We start from the raw sequence: 16700 nt of genomic DNA, 5'->3' as shown, positions 1-16700 counted from the left end.
CTATTAAGCGTAGGGATGCGTGTGCGAAGGCAAAAACCTAACTCCATCAATTTACTGTTGATCGCCATTTATATCGGCGCACTGGCGATATTGTCTCATTATATTGTCTGACAATGGTGTCGGCGCCGATCAAGCTCACTGATTGATAGAAATCTATCCGTCGTCGTAGGCGCTTAGCGTTGTACCTTGCAGTACATATCCCACCTCTGCCAAGTCATGACTGACATGCTCAGTATTGAGTGTCCCTTCGACATAAACCACATCCCATAGTTCTTGAATCGGCGCGCCATCGGCAAACTTTACGTAAATAATTTGATTGGGCGGTGGGGGTGGCACATGGATGCAGGCGCCAAGAAAAGGGACCAGCAAGAATTCGGTCACCCGTTGATCGTCACCTTCTAACGGGATCACAAAGCCGGGGATTTTAACTTGGCTATTATTGAGTTCAGGGCGAACCGATCCGACCAAGCTTTGCGGGTTATCACCGTCGTGGCTAATGTCTGGCATGCCGCGGCTATCAAACTGTGCCCGTTCGTGCTCAGGAACCAAATCTATCCAATCGAGCATGAGTGGTTCACTGCTTGCCCAAGCAAGCGAACTCAAAAGGCCGCTAAGCAAGGCGATAAGATGGAGCGTTATCCGTTTTTTCATGGGTTATACCTTCATTGTCATGCCGTCGGACAGTGTTTGTCGGTACGCGCGCCAAGCGGGAATTAAGCCGACCACGAGACCAGCGATAAACACGCCGACCATTAACAAACATTCATAATAAGAGGGCCAGTCGAGCGGTAAGAACAGGCCAAATTCACTGATAATATAGGGCTGGGTGAGCGCAAGACCGCCATAAAGCAGTAGCACACCTAAGATGATACCCGCCAGGGTGATGGCAACCGCCTCACTGACCAACAGCAGAATAATATGTACCGGACGTGCGCCCATTGCCCGTAAAATTGCCATTTCTCGTCGACGCTCGTTCAGGCTGGTGAGCAGGCTGGAGAGCATGCCTAATAATCCAGCAACGACGACAAATCCAGCGATCACTAATAGCGCTTGCTCGCCCACGCGCATCATGTCCCATAGCTCATGCAAGGCAATGCCGGGCATGATGGCAGTCAATGGCTCGCGTGAATAAGTATTGACCCAACGCTGGACGGCAAACGTTTTGATTTTACTGTTCAGACCCACCATGACTGCAGTGAGTTGCTCGGGCTGTAATTCACGCTGCTGTGCTTGGGCTTGAGTGAGGCCTTGGCCGAGTCGTGCGCCACTTTCCCAGCCGACATGAATCGCTTCTATGGCTTCGAGCGACACATGCACACTGCGGTCGACGGGCGTGCCGGTGGGCGCCAAAATACCGGTGACAGTAAACGGCAAATTGTCGTGTTGATTAAAGCTTTTATCGGCCAGTCCATGAGCAATCACTAGGTTATCGCCCATTTTGTATCCCAGATCTTTCGCCACTTGGGCGCCAATCACGGTATCAAATAGACCGGAAAATGGGCCGCCTTGGCGAAAGGCGAGTGGTTGTTTTTGACCATATTGATAATGGGAAAAGTAATCATTGCTGGTGCCGAGCACGCGAAAGCCACGGTGAGAATCCCCGAGTGAAATGGGGATGGTCCAACTCACATCTGAGTGCTCGCGAAGGCGCTGATAACTTTCCCAGCCGATATTGTTGGTGGCGTTACCAATTCGAAACACGGAATAGAGCAGCAAATTAATGGAGCCAGAACGGGCGCCCACAATTAAATCGGTGTTGGAAATGGTGTTGGCAAAGCTGGCCTTCGCTTGCGTGCGCACCTTTTCGACGCCGAGTAACAGCACCACGGCGATGGTGACGGTCAGCAAAGAAAGCAATGCGGTGGCGCGGCGATTTTTCAGGCTTTTCCCTGCGAGTCCCAATAGCGAAATCATTGCTGATCCTCCTTGCGACGCATGGCGCGATTCAGCGCGGGAAGCGAGACATCACGGTCAAACAAGGGCGCTAATTGACTGTCATGGCTGACAAACAATAAGCTGCTGTTGGCTTCTCGGCAGCGGTCTTGAAGCAACTGAATAAAGGTGTTGCGGGTGTCAGCGTCGAGCGCAGAAGTCGGCTCGTCAGCGATAATTAACGCCGGCGCACCAATCAGCGCCCGCGCCGCCGCGACCCGTTGTTGCTGGCCGATACTCAGCGCGGTGACCGGCTGGTGGTGACAGTTTGTGGGTAAGCCCAATTGGTCGAGCAAGGTGGCGGCCTCTTGATGAGGCGATCGTGTCAACGCCTGACGACGCAGGTGAGAAAAGCGCAGCGGCACGGTGACATTATCGATCACCGATAAATAAGGCAGTAGATTAAATTGCTGAAAAATATAACCAATGTGGTTAGCACGGAATTGATCACGCTCGCGATCATTCAGTGCCGTTAGCGCTTGATGATTGACCGTCAGCGTACCCGTCTGGGGGATATGAATACCCGCAATCAGGCTTAGCAGGGTGGATTTACCACTGCCGCTGGGACCTTGTAAAAATATATGCTCGCCAGCATTGACCGCAAAACTGTCGATATCAAGGATCGGTTGCGGCTGGCCCGGCCACGTAAAACCTAGTTGTTTGATGGTTATCATGCCTGACAGGGGCACTGGATGCGCCCCGCCTCCTTTTTTCACTACCACTGGATGTGCGACTTAGCACGAATCAAGGTGTCAACCCAGACCTTATCATCGGTAACGGCCTGAATTTTGATGGCTTCTGTGTTAGGGAACAGGCTAAACCAATCCGTTTTCAATTCGGTGAAGGCTTGTGGGGTTTGGCAAACGAATTGATAGTTCACGGATAAAGTGTTGTGGTTACCCTGATCATGCTCGGACCACATCATTGCCGGGGGCCGTTAACTCAATGAATACGCGCTCACCGTCTTGGGCGAGGCTCAGTGCCACCTCCCCGTGGACGTGGGCATCGAACGACTGATAGCTGGCTTCATCGGCTAATGTTGCTGCAGAGGTGGTCGCGATGGCCATAGTGATAACGCTGGGTAATAAACGAGCTTTCATGTGGTTTCTCCTCGTGAATAAATGAATTAGATAATGAAGACATTTATTTCACTCGGTGGGGCGCGCGCCGAAAAGGCAATAGCGGTACGATAAGCTCGCTGAGGTTTTGACCAAACGATGAGGGTATTGGCAGCATAGGTGGGCGTCGGTGTCACGATACTGGAAGCCAGTATTGCTGGTGGGATGRGATGACAGACACCACAATGCTCACTGTGATGGCTCGGGGCTAAGGTGTCGACTTGATGGTGCGCCCACAGTCCGGCTTGGCTAAGCACCAATACAAATAGCAGGTTGACGAGCACTCGCCGAGTCATCCAGACGTCCATGAGGTTATTGAGTAATGTGATAACATAACAATTGTAGCCTTGAACGCCAAGTCTGAAATGAAAGCGCGGGCCTTGCCCGCGATATGATTATTGGTTTACCAGCTCTGTCACCAAGCTGACAACTTGATTCACTTCATCCTCGTTTAGCTTGCCTTCTTTTACAAAACGCACCATGCCTTTATCATCCAGTACGGCAATCAACGAGCTCTCTTCTTTTAAGCGCCATGCCTCTGCGACACTGCCATTTTCGTCGAGCACAATCGATGACCAGCTAAATTCGCGTTTACTGTCTTCGGCTGACGATTTTACAAAGCCGCCAGTTCCCCACATGGCATCATCTTGATTGATGATGGTGGTGGTTTGATAGCGTGCATCGTCAAAATCCGCGGCGGTAATTGCCGCCATGAGGGGGGCGTTCATTTCTTTGGCGCTACTGCGTCCAGCAATGGCTTGGATCACGCGTACTTTTTCCTGCAACTGTTCGGTTTGCCAAGCTTGATAAACGATATCGTCGCCATTCAAGGTTAGTTCGCCGTGCTCGGCGACCTTGGCTGACGGTAAAGGTGCACCGTTTTGGATCGTGTGCGCCCAACTGGTGCCTGTGAATAACGCAAAAGTGAGAGCAAGTAGGGTTTTGTTCATGCTTTATCATCCATGTCTGTGGTCATTATTTGGCATTCGGTGCCAAGTTATCTATGGTTACGCCAGACAGTGCGTTGTGCCAAGTGCCAAGAGTTAATCCGTGCGCAAGATCGGAGTTTTATCCAGTGATCGTCACTTCAAAGCGCGCGTATTGATCTAAGGTAGGAACTTTTCGTGCCCAGTAGGCTCTAATTCTGTGCTTGTCATCAGAATAAGATGGCACTTTGCTTGCTTAGCTTTATACGTGGAGATTGCCAGATAATATTCGGTGCTCCAAGGTGGTAACACATGATTTACCGAGAAACGGTGAAAGAGCGTTGTTACTGTTTCGGTCTGTTCATCAGACTTGGTTGAGAAATAAAGGGATCCCTATGCTTCGCATCTTTCGTCAATATCGACCAACCCAGATTGCGCGATATGTGAAACGATTTTTTAAGGGCCGACTTTATATTGAAGGTGTCGGCGCGTTTGAGTTTGATGGTGGGCGTTTGCTACCTCCAGGACACAGTGATAAACGTGCACTCTCGGTCATGACCGAAGTAAATAAAGAAATTAAATCGATGGCCATCACCGCATAAAAAACGTGCGATGCAGAAAAAACACGTCTAATGACGTGTTTTTTTATCTCTGAGTTTGCGTGTCATCAGACTTTTGCGTGCCTTCAGACTATTGTGGCGGGAAGCAAACGCCGGTGCCACCCAAGCCGCAGTAGCCTTGGGGATTTTTGTGCAGATACTGCTGATGGTCTGTTTCTGCTAAGAAATAAGTACCTGCGGGGGCGATCTCTGTGGTGACGGCATCCGACTTGCCCGCTGCTTTTAAAGCGGCTTGATAGGCGGCAAAGCTGGCTTCTACCGTCGCGCGATCGGCAGGATCACAGTAATAAATGGCTGAACGGTACTGTGGGCCCACGTCATTACCTTGGCGCAATCCTTGAGTTGGATCGTGGTTTTCCCAAAAGATCGTCAATAAAGCGTCCAGACTGGTGACACTCGGGTCAAAAATGACATTAACCACTTCGGCGTGGCCTGTTTGACCCGTACAGACATCTTGATAGCGCGGGTGTTGTGTTACCCCACCGCAGTAGCCAACAGAGGTCATGACTACACCTGGTTGTTGCCAGAGTTTGCGTTCCGCTCCCCAAAAACAGCCCATCCCTAAAATGACCTGTTTCTGACCGTTCGCTGGGGCCGTTGTGATAGGTTGCCCAAATACGGCATGTGGCTCGGTGGGCGTGATGGCATCAGCACGATCCGCAATCGCATTATCGGGTTGGCTGAACGAAGATTGCATCGACATAGGCATCCTTTTACTGCTGTGATGAAAAGCGTTATGTGTTGTATGAAACCGCTTTGGGTGTGGACTGATGTGAATGGCGCTAGCATCAAGCCCAGCTCAACGCGTAATATGGCAAGATATCATCAATTTTGTTGAGCGGCACCCTAGTAATGGTTCTCATTGCATGAAGATACGTAAACTCTCCCTTATTGCGATCGCTTTTTTACTGCTACCTAGCTGGGTACGCGCGAGCCTCGACGTTGAGCTCCAAGGACTCGAGGGTGAAGCGCAACAAAATGTAGCAACGTATTTGGCAGCGATCGCGCCCGAAGAACGCGATGGTTCGTATCGGTTTAAGGCGCGTATCGAGCGCGATGTCCGACAAGCACTCCAGGCAGTAGGCTACTATCAGCCAAAAATCACGCTGAACGCGCCAGAGGGCGATACCCTGGTTGTCTCCGTTAATCCAGGCCCCCCGGTTAACGTGGCGCAAGTCGATGTCGTCTTTTCCGGTGAAGCTGCGATGGATGATGACTTTCATTCGCTTAAAGCGAAAGGACCGCAACCTGGTCATCGGCTCAATCACAGTGATTATGAGTCACTCAAAAGTCAGATCCAGAGCTTAGCCGTGAAAAAGGGCTATTTTGATGGTCGTTTTACGCAAGCCCGGCTCGAAGTTGCGCCTGACCGCCAGCAAGCCTTTATTCGTCTGCATTTTGCCAGTGGCAAGCGTTATCATTTTGGTGCGATCGATTATCAAGGCTCGCAAATCCAGCATAAGCGACTTGATACACTGCGAGATTTTTCACCAGGTGATCTCTATCAAGTTACTGACTTAGGCGAGTTTAACCAAGCGTTAGCAAATACGGGCTGGTTTGCCAGTGCATTAGTCCAAGCGGATATGGAAGACGCCGAGGACAATGAAGTGCCGATCAAGGTGACGTTGACCCCGGAAGCGCGCAACAAGTTTGAAACTGGGGTGGGGTATTCCACCGACATTGGTCCGCGTCTTAAGCTTAATTGGCGTAAGCCTTGGTATAATTCAAGGGGGCATAGCCTGAGCACATCACTGGCGGTTTCTCAGCCAGAGCAAACCCTTACTTCTACCTATAAAGTGCCGCTTGACGATGTTTCACGGGAATATTATCAAGTTCAGCTGGGGTTAAAAAATACAGACCAACGCGATACCACCAGTTTTGAAGCGACGACCTCTGTCTCCCGACACTGGCTTTATGATACCGGCTGGCAGCGCAGTGTATCGCTGCGCTGGCTGTACGAAAACTATAGCCAAGGGCAAGATGAAGATATCGTCAGCGTGGTGCTGCCGGGCGTCAACGTTACCCGAACGCGTGTGCGTGGTGGTTTAATGCCGCATTGGGGAGACAAGCAATCACTGACGCTGGAGGTAGCCGATCCCGCGTGGCTGTCGGATATTAGCTTGCTGCGACTTCAAGGTCGTAGTGCTTGGATTCGCAGTTTAAATAAGAATCATCGTGGCTTACTCCGGGTCGATGGTGGCGCCCTGATTTCCGAGGAGTTTCGTGAAGCACCACCATCATTACGCTTTTTCGCTGGGGGGGATAACAGCATTCGTGGTTATGGCTATGAAACCGTCTCGCCTGTCGATGACAGCGGTCAGTTAAGTGGTGCACGCTATATGTTAACCGGGACTTTAGAATATCAGTATCGTCTTGGTGGCAATTGGTGGTGGGCGGTGTTTGCTGACGGCGGCGATGCGTGGACCAACCATTTGTCATGGAAGCGCGCGGCCGGGACAGGCATTCGTTGGTCATCACCGGTGGGCCCGATTCGCCTTGATGTCGCCCATGGTTTTGATAATGACGATGACGACTTTCGTGTGCACCTGACGTTGGGGCCTGAATTATGAGCCGGTGGTTGGTTAGATTAACTTTGATTCTATTAATCACGATATTTGCGCTGGTAGGTTTGGTGTCCACCACCTTATTTACGCCGATCGGGTTACAAGTTGGAGTGTGGGGGGCACAGAAAGCTATACCTGCATTATCGCTTGAACAAGCCGAGGGCACTTTGCTGACCGGCTTTGAACTTCGTGGTCTGCAATATCAGGATGAGCAAATCCAATTGGCCGCTAATAAGCTGGGGATTGAGATAAAAGGTAAGTGCTTACTTACTCCATCAATCTGTGTCGAACAACTGGCGGCTGAAGGGGTAACGCTTGCGCTTAATTTCCCGCCAAGCGATGACAACACCGCCGCCGAGCCGTCTACCGCGAGGATCCAATCGCCGCTACCGATACATATTAACGCGTTTGCATTCAATGATGTGGCGATTCAGGTGGCGGGACAGGCGATTGACTGGCAGCAGCTTCAAGGCGGTGTGCATGTCGAGGGAGACACCTTAACCTTATCGCCCACAAAGTGGCAGCAGCTGGTGGTTACCCTGCCCACCAACGACAGTGATCAAGAAAATACCGACCGTGCGGTTGGTAAACCTGATAGCGACGCCTCGAGTGCCCCTTTTCATTATCCAGGGCTCCGCTTGCCGTCCATTCATGTGCCGCTAAATATCAATGTTGAGCAATTTAGCCTACGCGATACTCGTATTGACGCCGGTACAGTACATACCTTTTCTTCGTTAGATCTCGTCGGCGCCGTCAAGGGCAGTGCGGTGACGATTGACCATTTTTCGGTGGCTGCCCCTCAGGGCACGGCTAAGCTTTCTGGCGATATCTTGTTGGAAGGTGAGTACCCACTGACCTTAGAAACACAGTTGACCACGAACTTGGCATCGCTCCAAGGGCAAGCATTGTCACTGTCGGCCTCAGGAAGTCTTGCCGCGCTTAAGCTAAACGCGAGCGCGCGCGGCCCGGTGACGGCGACGCTTGAGGGAGAAGCAAACGTGCTGGCACCGAACTTACCTTTTGCCGTGCAATTGGATAGCGAGGCATTGGCGTGGCCGCTGACGGGGAAAGCGATCGCGGCATTACGCGAGCTACACTTTCACGCCGATGGTGACTTATCTGACTATCAGCTGGGGCTACAAAGTGACGTCGACGGTCCTGAGGTGCCGAAAACACAACTAAACCTTGCCGGGCAAGGTAGCCTCTCGGCGCTCAAGCTCTCGCAATTTGAGGCACAAACACTCGGTGGTACTGTTGCTGGGCGCGCCAGCGTGGATTGGTCCAGCGTGCCTTTTTGGCAAGCCGAGTTAGGCTTTGCCCATATTCAGCCTCAGCGGCAATGGCCTGAGGTGAATGGTGATGTAACCGGCGCCGTGAGCCATCGTGGACGATTAACCCCACAAGGTGGCTGGGATGTGTCTATGCCAACCTTGGTCGTTCATGGTGAGCTTCAGCAATTACCCCTTTCAGTGTCTGGCGCGCTTAATGCCCATGATCGTGATGGCGATGGGCAACCTAGCGTTTCTACCTCCGGTCTGACGCTTTCCCACGGTCCTAACCGTATTACTGCGCAAGGGCAAGTGCGTGACGAGTGGAAAATGGGGCTATCGGTGGATATTGCTGACCTGTCCCAATCATTACCGATGTTAACCGGTGTGATTCGCGGCGATGCGCGTCTGAGCGGGCCCTTTGCCCATCCCGATGCCAAACTGGCCTTCCATGCCAAGCAGTTGCGCTGGCAAGATCTGCGCATCAATCAGCTCACTTTGGACGGCGCCCTGGCCTTAAAGGATACCTTAGGTGGCAACCTGAATGTGTCTGTGCTGGGAGGGCGTTATCAAACGCTGCGTTTAGAGAACTTAGATCTTACCGTCCGCGGTGATGAAGCCGAGCATCAGCTGGATTTACGCTGGCAAGGCGTTCCTACCTCTGGCGTGCTGAGTATTCAAGGTGCGTTGGCGCGCGAGTCCGGTTGGCAAGGGCAACTGCTCGATACGCGGGTGAATGTAGAAGACATTGGCGACATCGTGCAGCAAACCGCGGCGCCCATTGCGTTTACTTTCGCCGATACGCAAACCCAGATCGGCGAGCATTGCTGGCAGTGGCAAGCCACTTCTTTATGCTTATCACAACCGGCCTATATTGGTGAGCAAGGAGAGGTCGTTGCCAATATTGAAGGGTTTGATGCGAAGCAAATTGCGGCGTTCATGCCGCCGGAATGGCACGTTGAAACACGTGCCAATGCAGCCGTTCACGCTCGATGGCAGCCTGACGCCTCGCCAGATGTACGCGCCTCGATTGATATCACCGACGGTGCACTGCGTCAGCAAGCAGAAAGGCCACTGGTCATTGACTGGCAACACGCGAACATGGATGCACGCTGGCACAATGACCAATTACAAGGGGCGCTTGCTCTGACGTTGGATGATGGTGGCACCCTTGCGTCTGGCTTTACCCTAACCGATTTATTGGCCCCTACACCTACGATTACTGGCGACCTTACCGTGACTGCTGTGCAATTGGCCAAGCTTGAGCCCTTGCTCGGAAACGATAAACAAGCGGATATGAATGGTGAAGTGAATGCGAATTTACGTCTTGAAGGCCCACTAACGTTACCGCAAGTGTATGGCGGCATGACGGTCAGTGGGCTGCGGATGAAAGGCTTATCGTCACCGGTGGATGTAGATAACGGGCAATTGGCTCTGACGGTTGATGGGCAACAAGGGCAACTGGATGGGCAGTTAATCACGCCTGAGGGTCCGCTAACACTAAAAGGCGATGGCCAATGGCCCCGCATTGATGATTGGCAATTTGGCTTGAATGTATCGGGTGATACGTTACGTGTTAACCTTCCCCCAATGGTAAAGATCGATGTCGCGCCAGATCTTACCGTCTCTGCGACGCCTGACCAGGTCGCGATTCGTGGTGATATTCATGTGCCTTGGGGACGGATAGAAGTCGAAAACTTACCTGCGTCAGCGGTGACGGTGTCAGACGATACGGTGCTGTTAAACCAAGACTATACGCCAAAAAGTGCAGAACAAGACGAGCCGATGCCGTTTAACCTAGTCACCGATGTAAAGTTAGCACTGGGGGATGACGTTAGTCTCGCAGCCTTTGGTTTAAAGTCGCGCTTATCCGGTGAACTGAATATCAAAAACAACCCGCAAGGTGTATTAATTGTCGGGAATGTCAGCTTACTAGACGGAACGTATCGCTCGTTCGGACAAGACTTGATTATCCGCAAAGGGGAAATCTTGTTTAATGGCCCTGCCGACCAACCCTACCTGCAAGTGGAAGCGATTCGTAACCCAGAGCGAATAGAGGGGGATGTGATCGCAGGTATTCGCTTGAGTGGCCCGGCCGATGATCCGGTTGCGGATATATTTATGGATCCGGCTGGCTCGCAGGCGAATGCCTTATCTTATCTATTGCGTGGCCGAGCGCTGGATGCTGGCGCCGGCGATGCCAATATGACCTCGATGCTGATTGGTATTGGGTTAGCGCAAAGCGGAAAATTGGTAGGAGAGATCGGCCAAGCCTTTGGTGTTGAGGATCTCACCTTAGATACCGCGGGTGCCGGCGACGAACAAAAGGTCGAAGTGTCAGGCTATATTTTACCGGATTTGGAAGTGAAATATGGGGTCGGGATCTTCGATGCGATTGGGGTATTTACTGTGCGCTATCGTTTAATGAAAGACCTTTACCTAGAAGCGGTATCGGGTGTTGACCAAGCGGTCGATGTGCTTTATCAGTTTGAGATTAAATAAAAAAGCCCGCTGATAGAGCGGGCCTTTACTGTCTCAGTTACACGCTCGATTATTTCTGTGCGCGCTCAAAAGAAGACAGGATTTCGTCTTTTGCGGCTTGTGYATCGGCCCAGCCATCGACTTTGACCCACTTGCCGGCTTCAAGCTCTTTGTAACGCTCGAAGAAATGCGTGATTTGTGCTTTGAGTAGCTCAGGCAGATCGTTCACGTCTTTCACGTGATCGTACTCTTTGGTCAGCTTGCTATGAGGCACTGCGACAACTTTGGCATCTTCACCAGACTCGTCGGTCATTTTTAGCACACCCACTGGACGGCAGCGGATTACTGAACCGGGTACGAGAGGGAATGGGGTTGGAACCAGTACGTCTACCGGGTCACCGTCAAGTGACAAGGTATGGTTTACATAACCATAGTTACATGGGTAAAACATTGGGGTAGACATAAAGCGATCGACAAATACCGCACCGCTATCTTTGTCCACTTCGTACTTGATTGGATCAGCATTCGCTGGGATCTCAATCACCACATAAATATCTTCAGGCAGATCTTTGCCCGCAGGGACCTGGTTCAGGCTCATGGAATGTCCTTTTGTTAAATCAAACAGTGTGTGCCAATTATAACCGCCAAGCGTGAAAATAACAGAGGCGACCTACCAGGTCGCCTCGTCATCATAAAAAAGCGCGGCATTCTTTTTGCTAATACGCGTTAATTGTCTTCATGATCAGGATAGGTTTCCAGGTATTCGCCGACTTTATCCACCATATTACTAGAGCCAACGAAGAAGGGAACGCGCTGATGAAGTTCTYTGGGTTCAATGTCCATCACCCGCTGCATCCCATCCGTGGCTTTACCGCCGGCCTGCTCGATAATAAACGCCATGGGGTTGCACTCATACAGCAACCGCAATTTACCATTTGGATAAGCTAGGGTACTCGGGTACAAGTAAATGCCACCTTTTAGCAGATTACGGTGAAAATCGGCCACCAAAGAGCCAATGTAGCGTGACGTATACGGCCGTTTCTCGTCAGGGACGTTTTCTTGACAGTATTTGATGTATTTTTTGACGCCCTGCGGGAACTTGATGTAGTTGCCTTCGTTAATCGAGTAAATCGTTCCCTCTTTAGGAACGGTCATATTCTCGTGAGAGAGGCAAAACAGACCCAGCGATGGATCATAGGTAAAACCATGCACACCATCACCTGTGGTGTAAACTAACATGGTGGATGAGCCGTAAATGATATAGCCGGCAGCCACTTGGCGATGACCCGGTTGCAGGAAGTCGTCTTCGGTAGGGGGGGTGCCGACCGGTGAAACACGGTGATAAATGGAGAAAATGGTGCCGACGGAGACATTGACATCAATGTTTGATGAGCCATCAAGCGGGTCAATCAATACCACATATTTAGCATTACGATTCAGTTGCTTGTTGAAGATGACCGCTTCATCTTCTTCCTCACTCGCGACACCGCAAACGTGGTCGCGAGCCTCCATCGCAGCTTTAAACTTTTCGTTGGCGTAAACGTCGAGCTTTTGTTGTTCTTCACCTTGTGCGTTTTCTGTGCCGATAGCGCCGGCGATGTCGACCAAGCCCGCTTTGTTGATCTCACGGTTGACAATTTTGGCGGCGAGACGAATCGAGGCAAGCAAAGAAGATAAGTCGCCGCTGGCATGCGGGAACGCGTGTTGCTTCTCAACAATATATTCGCCGAGGGTCTTAATGTCGGGCATTCTCAATCCTTAGTGATGATGAACTGTCTTTCTAATTCAATGGCATTTAAGTGGGCAGTGGTCTGCCTCTTGAAATCGTTGTCATTCTAGCGCTCGTGACTTTTTAATCGTACTGAAGAAATGGATGAGGCCAGGGAAGTGTGATCGCGACATAAAAAACCATGTCATATGCGCGCAAGCGATAAGACCCAAGCGTTAATCCAAGGCATAATAATGGCCCGCGTCCAACGGCTGGGTAACCAACAATACAGTGAAGGCCATGCATATTCATATTTTAGGCATTTGCGGCACCTTTATGGGTGGAGCCGCCATGCTGGCAAAACAATTGGGGCACAAAGTGACAGGCTCAGATAGCCAGGTTTATCCCCCAATGAGTACCTTACTCGAATCCCAAGGGGTTGCTATCATTGAAGGCTATGATCCTGCGCAGCTTACACCTAAGCCGGATTTAGTGGTGATTGGTAATGCCATGAGCCGCGGGAATCCCTGTGTTGAAGCCGTACTCAATCAAGGTTTGCCTTACACGTCTGGTCCGCAATGGCTGCATGATTTTTTACTCCAAGACTGCTGGGTGTTAGCGGTTTCAGGGACACACGGAAAAACCACCACCGCCAGCATGCTGGCGTGGATTTTAGAAGACTGTGGTTATCAGCCTGGATTTTTAATCGGTGGCGTGGCCAGCAATTTTAATGCGTCAGCCCGTTTGGGGGATAGCCCGTTTTTTGTGGTCGAGGCCGATGAATACGACAGTGCATTTTTTGATAAGCGCTCCAAGTTTATTCACTACCAACCGAAAACCTTGGTTATTAACAACCTTGAGTTCGATCATGCCGACATTTTTGATGATCTGGCCGCTATTCAAAAGCAATTCCATCATGTGATACGCACCGTACCTGGGATTGGCCAGATTATTGCGCCGTCCGATGATCCCAACGTAGCTGAAACACTCGCAATGGGGTGTTGGAGTGAGTGTGTGTATGCGGGGCCTGATGGCCAGTGGCAAAGCGTGAAAAAAGACGCAGCTGGCAGCCAATTTGATGTGTACTTTGCCGGTGATCTCGTGGGATCGGTTAACTGGGATTTGGTCGGTGATCATAACGTGCGTAATGCCTTGATGGCGTTATCAGCGGCGCGTCATGTGGGAGTGACCCCGGGTCTGGCTTGTCAATCGCTCGAGAGATTTATCAATACTAAGCGTCGGCTTGAGTGGCGTGGCGAGCGGGCTGGCGTCACGGTATATGACGATTTTGCCCATCATCCGACCGCTATTCGACTGACCTTGGAGGGCTTGCGAGCCAAGGTCGGCGCAGGGCGTATTCTCGCCGTATTAGAACCGCGCTCGAACACCATGAAACAAGGGGTCCATAAAGACACGCTTGCCGCGTCGCTGGCGAGTGCGGACAGTGTGTTTTTATATCAGCCTCAAGGGCTCGATTGGTCGCTCGATGCGGTGGCGGATCGTTGTGCTCAACCTACGCAAATTCACACTGATATAGGCACACTGGTTGTCGCGTTGAGTGAGCAAGCCTTGCCGGGCGATACCGTGTTGATCATGAGTAATGGGGGTTTTGGTGGTATTCACGATAAGTTGCTCAGTGCGTTGAGTCACAAAGGAGAAAAGCATGACGGATAAGCGTATCACGCTGGCATGGACAGGAGCGTCAGGCGCGCCATACGGCCTACGGTTACTGGAGTGCCTGCTTGCGCAAGATTATCAGGTCTTTTTACTGATATCCTCGGCCGCTCGCGTGGTGCTGGCGACCGAACATGGGTTGAAACTCCCGTCAGGCCCGCAAGCGGCACAGAAAATATTAGCCGAACATCTGCAATGTGATAGCAATAAACTGATCGTTTGCGGTAAAGAAGATTGGTTTTCGCCGGTCGCCTCGGGCTCGGCAGCGCCGAAGCAAATGGTTGTTTGTCCCTGCTCGGCCGGATCCTTGTCTTCGATTGCCCATGGTCTATCCGATAACTTGATTGAACGGGCGGCGGATGTGGTGCTCAAAGAACGGGGGCAATTGTTACTGGTCGTTCGCGAGACGCCGTTTTCAACGCTGCATTTAGAAAACATGCACAAGCTATCGCAGATGGGCGTCACCATTATGCCTGCTGCGCCGGGTTTTTATCACCAACCCCAGTCTATTGACGACTTGGTCGATTTTATGGTGGCGCGCATTCTCGACCACTTAGGGGCGGCGCAAACCTTGGTGCCGCGCTGGGGGTATGACCAACGCCCTCGCGATAAAGCATAATCAATTAGGTTCAGGCAAGGCCTGAACCTTCACTTTACGAGGGTGGCCCTAAACGAGCAGCCAGATATCGGCTAAGGTTTGAGTACCATCACATGCATGGTAGCGCCTTCAAGCACTTTCGCGGCCACCGATCCTAACATCATCTTGTTGACGCGAGAACGCTTATGACTTGGCATAACGATCAAGTCGCACTCCAAGCGCTCGGCGGTTTTGATAATCCCTTTGTAAGGCTTGCCTTCTTCAACAGACACCTGGCAGGCCACGTTTTTCGGAACATATTTATCCGCAAATCCTTGCAGATTTCGCTTCATATCACGTTTCATTTTATTGGCAGCTTCTTCAGGGAAATAAGAGGCCACCATGGAGTTATGAATCCCCGGCAGTACCGTCAGTAGGTGGAGCTTAGCGCCGGATTGACTGGCCAGCCATGCAGCGTGATCGACCGCCTTATCCGCGAAGCTCTCATCATTTAAATCGACCGGAACCAGAATGTGTTTATACATAGCGATATCCTTTGCTATCAAAAAAAGAAAAGGGCACGCGCCGCGCACGTGCCCCCTGTCATTAGGCTTGGCGGATGCGACGGCGTTGATTCCAGCCTAGCAATGCCAAGAGTAATAGTGTCGGCACAAAGACCCATTCTTTCCACGGGCGAATGTTATCCACCGTGACGGTTTTAATTTGCCAATCAAAGTCGATCCCCGCCTTATCGGCATCGCTTCCAAATTGGACCCTATCAACCAGTAATGAGTTATCCTCTTCGCGCAGTATCAAACCGGTATCACGTACCCGTGCATCGCCGCTTTCGAGGCGACTATCTACCGACAAAACCACATGTTTGGAAATCTGATCGCCAAAGAAGTTTTCCCCTTCCACGACCAGTTGCAGCGGTTTTCCGTCAGGCAGTTGCTCGGCTACGCGCATAATTTCTGTTCCTGGGTAGCTGGTGGTGGGTGGATAGATTTCATCCCACCAAAAACCAGGTCGGAATAGAGAGAAGGTGATAAGCAACAGCAACACGGTTTCCCACCATTTATTTTTGGTCATCCACCACCCTTGGGTTGCGGCAGAGAAAGCCAACATCGCAATGGTCGCGGAAATAATGGTCAATATCAGGTGGAAAGGACCGTCGAGGTCGAGCAACAACAACTGAGTGTTGAAGATAAACATGAAAGGTAAAATGGCGGTACGAATATCGTAGGTAAAGCCTTGTACACCGGTACGAATCGGATCCGATTTAGCAATGGCCGCGGCCGCGAAAGCGGCGAGACCGACCGGTGGCGTGTCATCGGCGAGAATCCCGAAGTAGAACACAAAAAGGTGCACGGCAATAAGCGGAATAATCAGCCCTTGTTGTGCCCCCAAGGTCACAATGACAGGGGCCATCAGTGTAGAAACCACAATATAGTTTGCCGTGGTCGGTAGCCCCATGCCTAATAGTAAGCTGATCACTGCCGTAAAGAGCAACATCAAGAAGATATTACCGCCAGAAATTAGCTCGACAAAATCAGTCATGACCAAACCAATGCCGGTTAGAGTCACGGTGCCGACAACGATCCCGGCAGCCGCCGTGGCGACACCGATGCCAATCATGTTGCGCGCGCCAGTGACAAAGGCTTCGAGCAGATCAACGCCCCCTTCTCGAATTTCTTCTTTGAAGTTGGTGCGTTGATTAAAGTAGGCGATCAGTGGACGCTGGGTCACTATGATAAAAATCATAAAAATAGTCGCCCAGAACGCCGATAGGCCGGGTGAAAAACGCTCGACGGTCAAACACCAAACCAGCACGC

The 16700-nt window shown here is 51.3% G+C and carries 17 protein-coding genes; 5 read left to right on the top strand and 12 right to left on the bottom strand.

The genetic code is table 11. The features are described from left to right. Nucleotides 1-153: 153 nt before the first annotated feature. From BZG79_RS03925 to BZG79_RS03895, 7 genes are all read right to left on the bottom strand, one after another. Complete coding sequence (locus BZG79_RS03925; protein ID WP_021023528.1) at nucleotides 154-651, bottom strand: DUF3299 domain-containing protein; 498 nt, start codon at nucleotides 649-651, stop codon at nucleotides 154-156. A 3-nt stretch (nucleotides 652-654) separates the two neighbouring features. Further along, complete coding sequence (locus tag BZG79_RS03920; RefSeq protein ID WP_077676653.1) at nucleotides 655-1914, bottom strand: ABC transporter permease; 1260 nt, start codon at nucleotides 1912-1914, stop codon at nucleotides 655-657. Continuing rightward, nucleotides 1911-2606, bottom strand: coding sequence for an ABC transporter ATP-binding protein (locus tag BZG79_RS03915; protein WP_077459983.1), 696 nt, complete (start codon nucleotides 2604-2606; stop codon nucleotides 1911-1913). Before BZG79_RS03915 ends, BZG79_RS03920 begins: the two co-directional genes overlap by 4 nt. A gap of 41 nt (nucleotides 2607-2647) precedes the next feature. After that, entirely contained in the window at nucleotides 2648-2857 is a 210-nt protein-coding gene (locus tag BZG79_RS03910; protein ID WP_077773768.1) for a DUF2796 domain-containing protein, read from the bottom strand. Next, complete coding sequence (locus tag BZG79_RS03905; protein ID WP_077773767.1) at nucleotides 2838-3032, bottom strand: DUF2796 domain-containing protein; 195 nt, start codon at nucleotides 3030-3032, stop codon at nucleotides 2838-2840. Before BZG79_RS03905 ends, BZG79_RS03910 begins: the two co-directional genes overlap by 20 nt. 26 nt (nucleotides 3033-3058) lie before the next feature. After that, the gene (locus tag BZG79_RS03900; protein ID WP_077773766.1) at nucleotides 3059-3346 is read right to left on the bottom strand and encodes a DUF2607 family protein; all 288 of its coding nucleotides are present in this window, start codon (nucleotides 3344-3346) and stop codon (nucleotides 3059-3061) included. 99 nt (nucleotides 3347-3445) lie between these two features. Then, complete coding sequence (locus BZG79_RS03895) at nucleotides 3446-4000, bottom strand: YtfJ family protein (protein WP_077660528.1); 555 nt, start codon at nucleotides 3998-4000, stop codon at nucleotides 3446-3448. Between the two features lie 371 nt (nucleotides 4001-4371). Here BZG79_RS03895 and BZG79_RS03890 point away from each other — a divergent pair, with 371 nt between their 5' ends. Further along, nucleotides 4372-4578 (top strand): DUF1107 domain-containing protein, encoded by a 207-nt coding sequence (locus tag BZG79_RS03890; protein WP_077459979.1) that lies wholly within the window; start codon nucleotides 4372-4374, stop codon nucleotides 4576-4578. Nucleotides 4579-4666: 88 nt separating this feature from the next. Here BZG79_RS03890 and msrA read toward each other — a convergent pair whose 3' ends face one another. Continuing rightward, nucleotides 4667-5299, bottom strand: a complete 633-nt coding sequence (msrA, locus tag BZG79_RS03885; protein ID WP_241824026.1) for a peptide-methionine (S)-S-oxide reductase MsrA — start codon at nucleotides 5297-5299, stop codon at nucleotides 4667-4669. 163 nt (nucleotides 5300-5462) lie between these two features. On the opposite strand from msrA, the gene BZG79_RS03880 reads away from it, so the two are divergent. Together BZG79_RS03880 and BZG79_RS03875 are read left to right on the top strand one after the other, a co-directional pair. Then, nucleotides 5463-7166 (top strand): autotransporter assembly complex family protein, encoded by a 1704-nt coding sequence (locus BZG79_RS03880; RefSeq protein WP_077773765.1) that lies wholly within the window; start codon nucleotides 5463-5465, stop codon nucleotides 7164-7166. Nucleotides 7167-7174: 8 nt separating this feature from the next. Then, complete coding sequence (locus BZG79_RS03875; RefSeq protein ID WP_199877532.1) at nucleotides 7175-10930, top strand: translocation/assembly module TamB domain-containing protein; 3756 nt, start codon at nucleotides 7175-7177, stop codon at nucleotides 10928-10930. A gap of 49 nt (nucleotides 10931-10979) precedes the next feature. On the opposite strand, the gene ppa is transcribed toward BZG79_RS03875, so the two are convergent. Together ppa and fbp are read right to left on the bottom strand one after the other, a co-directional pair. Further along, complete coding sequence (gene ppa, locus BZG79_RS03870; protein ID WP_077773763.1) at nucleotides 10980-11507, bottom strand: inorganic diphosphatase; 528 nt, start codon at nucleotides 11505-11507, stop codon at nucleotides 10980-10982. A 128-nt stretch (nucleotides 11508-11635) separates the two neighbouring features. Further along, on the bottom strand, nucleotides 11636-12658 hold the full coding sequence (gene fbp / locus BZG79_RS03865) for a class 1 fructose-bisphosphatase (protein ID WP_077773762.1): 1023 nt from the start codon (nucleotides 12656-12658) through the stop codon (nucleotides 11636-11638). A gap of 259 nt (nucleotides 12659-12917) precedes the next feature. Here fbp and mpl point away from each other — a divergent pair, with 259 nt between their 5' ends. After that, complete coding sequence (gene mpl / locus BZG79_RS03860) at nucleotides 12918-14291, top strand: UDP-N-acetylmuramate:L-alanyl-gamma-D-glutamyl-meso-diaminopimelate ligase (RefSeq protein ID WP_077459973.1); 1374 nt, start codon at nucleotides 12918-12920, stop codon at nucleotides 14289-14291. Next, nucleotides 14281-14910, top strand: a complete 630-nt coding sequence (locus BZG79_RS03855; RefSeq protein ID WP_077773761.1) for a flavin prenyltransferase UbiX — start codon at nucleotides 14281-14283, stop codon at nucleotides 14908-14910. Before mpl ends, BZG79_RS03855 begins: the two co-directional genes overlap by 11 nt. Nucleotides 14911-14981: 71 nt before the next feature. On the opposite strand, the gene BZG79_RS03850 is transcribed toward BZG79_RS03855, so the two are convergent. Further along, the gene (locus tag BZG79_RS03850) at nucleotides 14982-15413 is read right to left on the bottom strand and encodes a universal stress protein (RefSeq protein WP_077646011.1); all 432 of its coding nucleotides are present in this window, start codon (nucleotides 15411-15413) and stop codon (nucleotides 14982-14984) included. A gap of 61 nt (nucleotides 15414-15474) precedes the next feature. After that, a partial coding sequence (locus BZG79_RS03845) for a DUF3394 domain-containing protein (protein WP_199877531.1) occupies nucleotides 15475-16700 on the bottom strand: 1226 nt, incomplete at its 5' end.

The organism is Salinivibrio sp. MA427 (assembly GCF_001996115.1).
GTDB lineage: Bacteria > Pseudomonadota > Gammaproteobacteria > Enterobacterales > Vibrionaceae > Salinivibrio > Salinivibrio costicola.
Note: the sequence above shows the minus strand (reverse complement) of the source record. Positions and strands in the feature narration are given on the sequence as shown.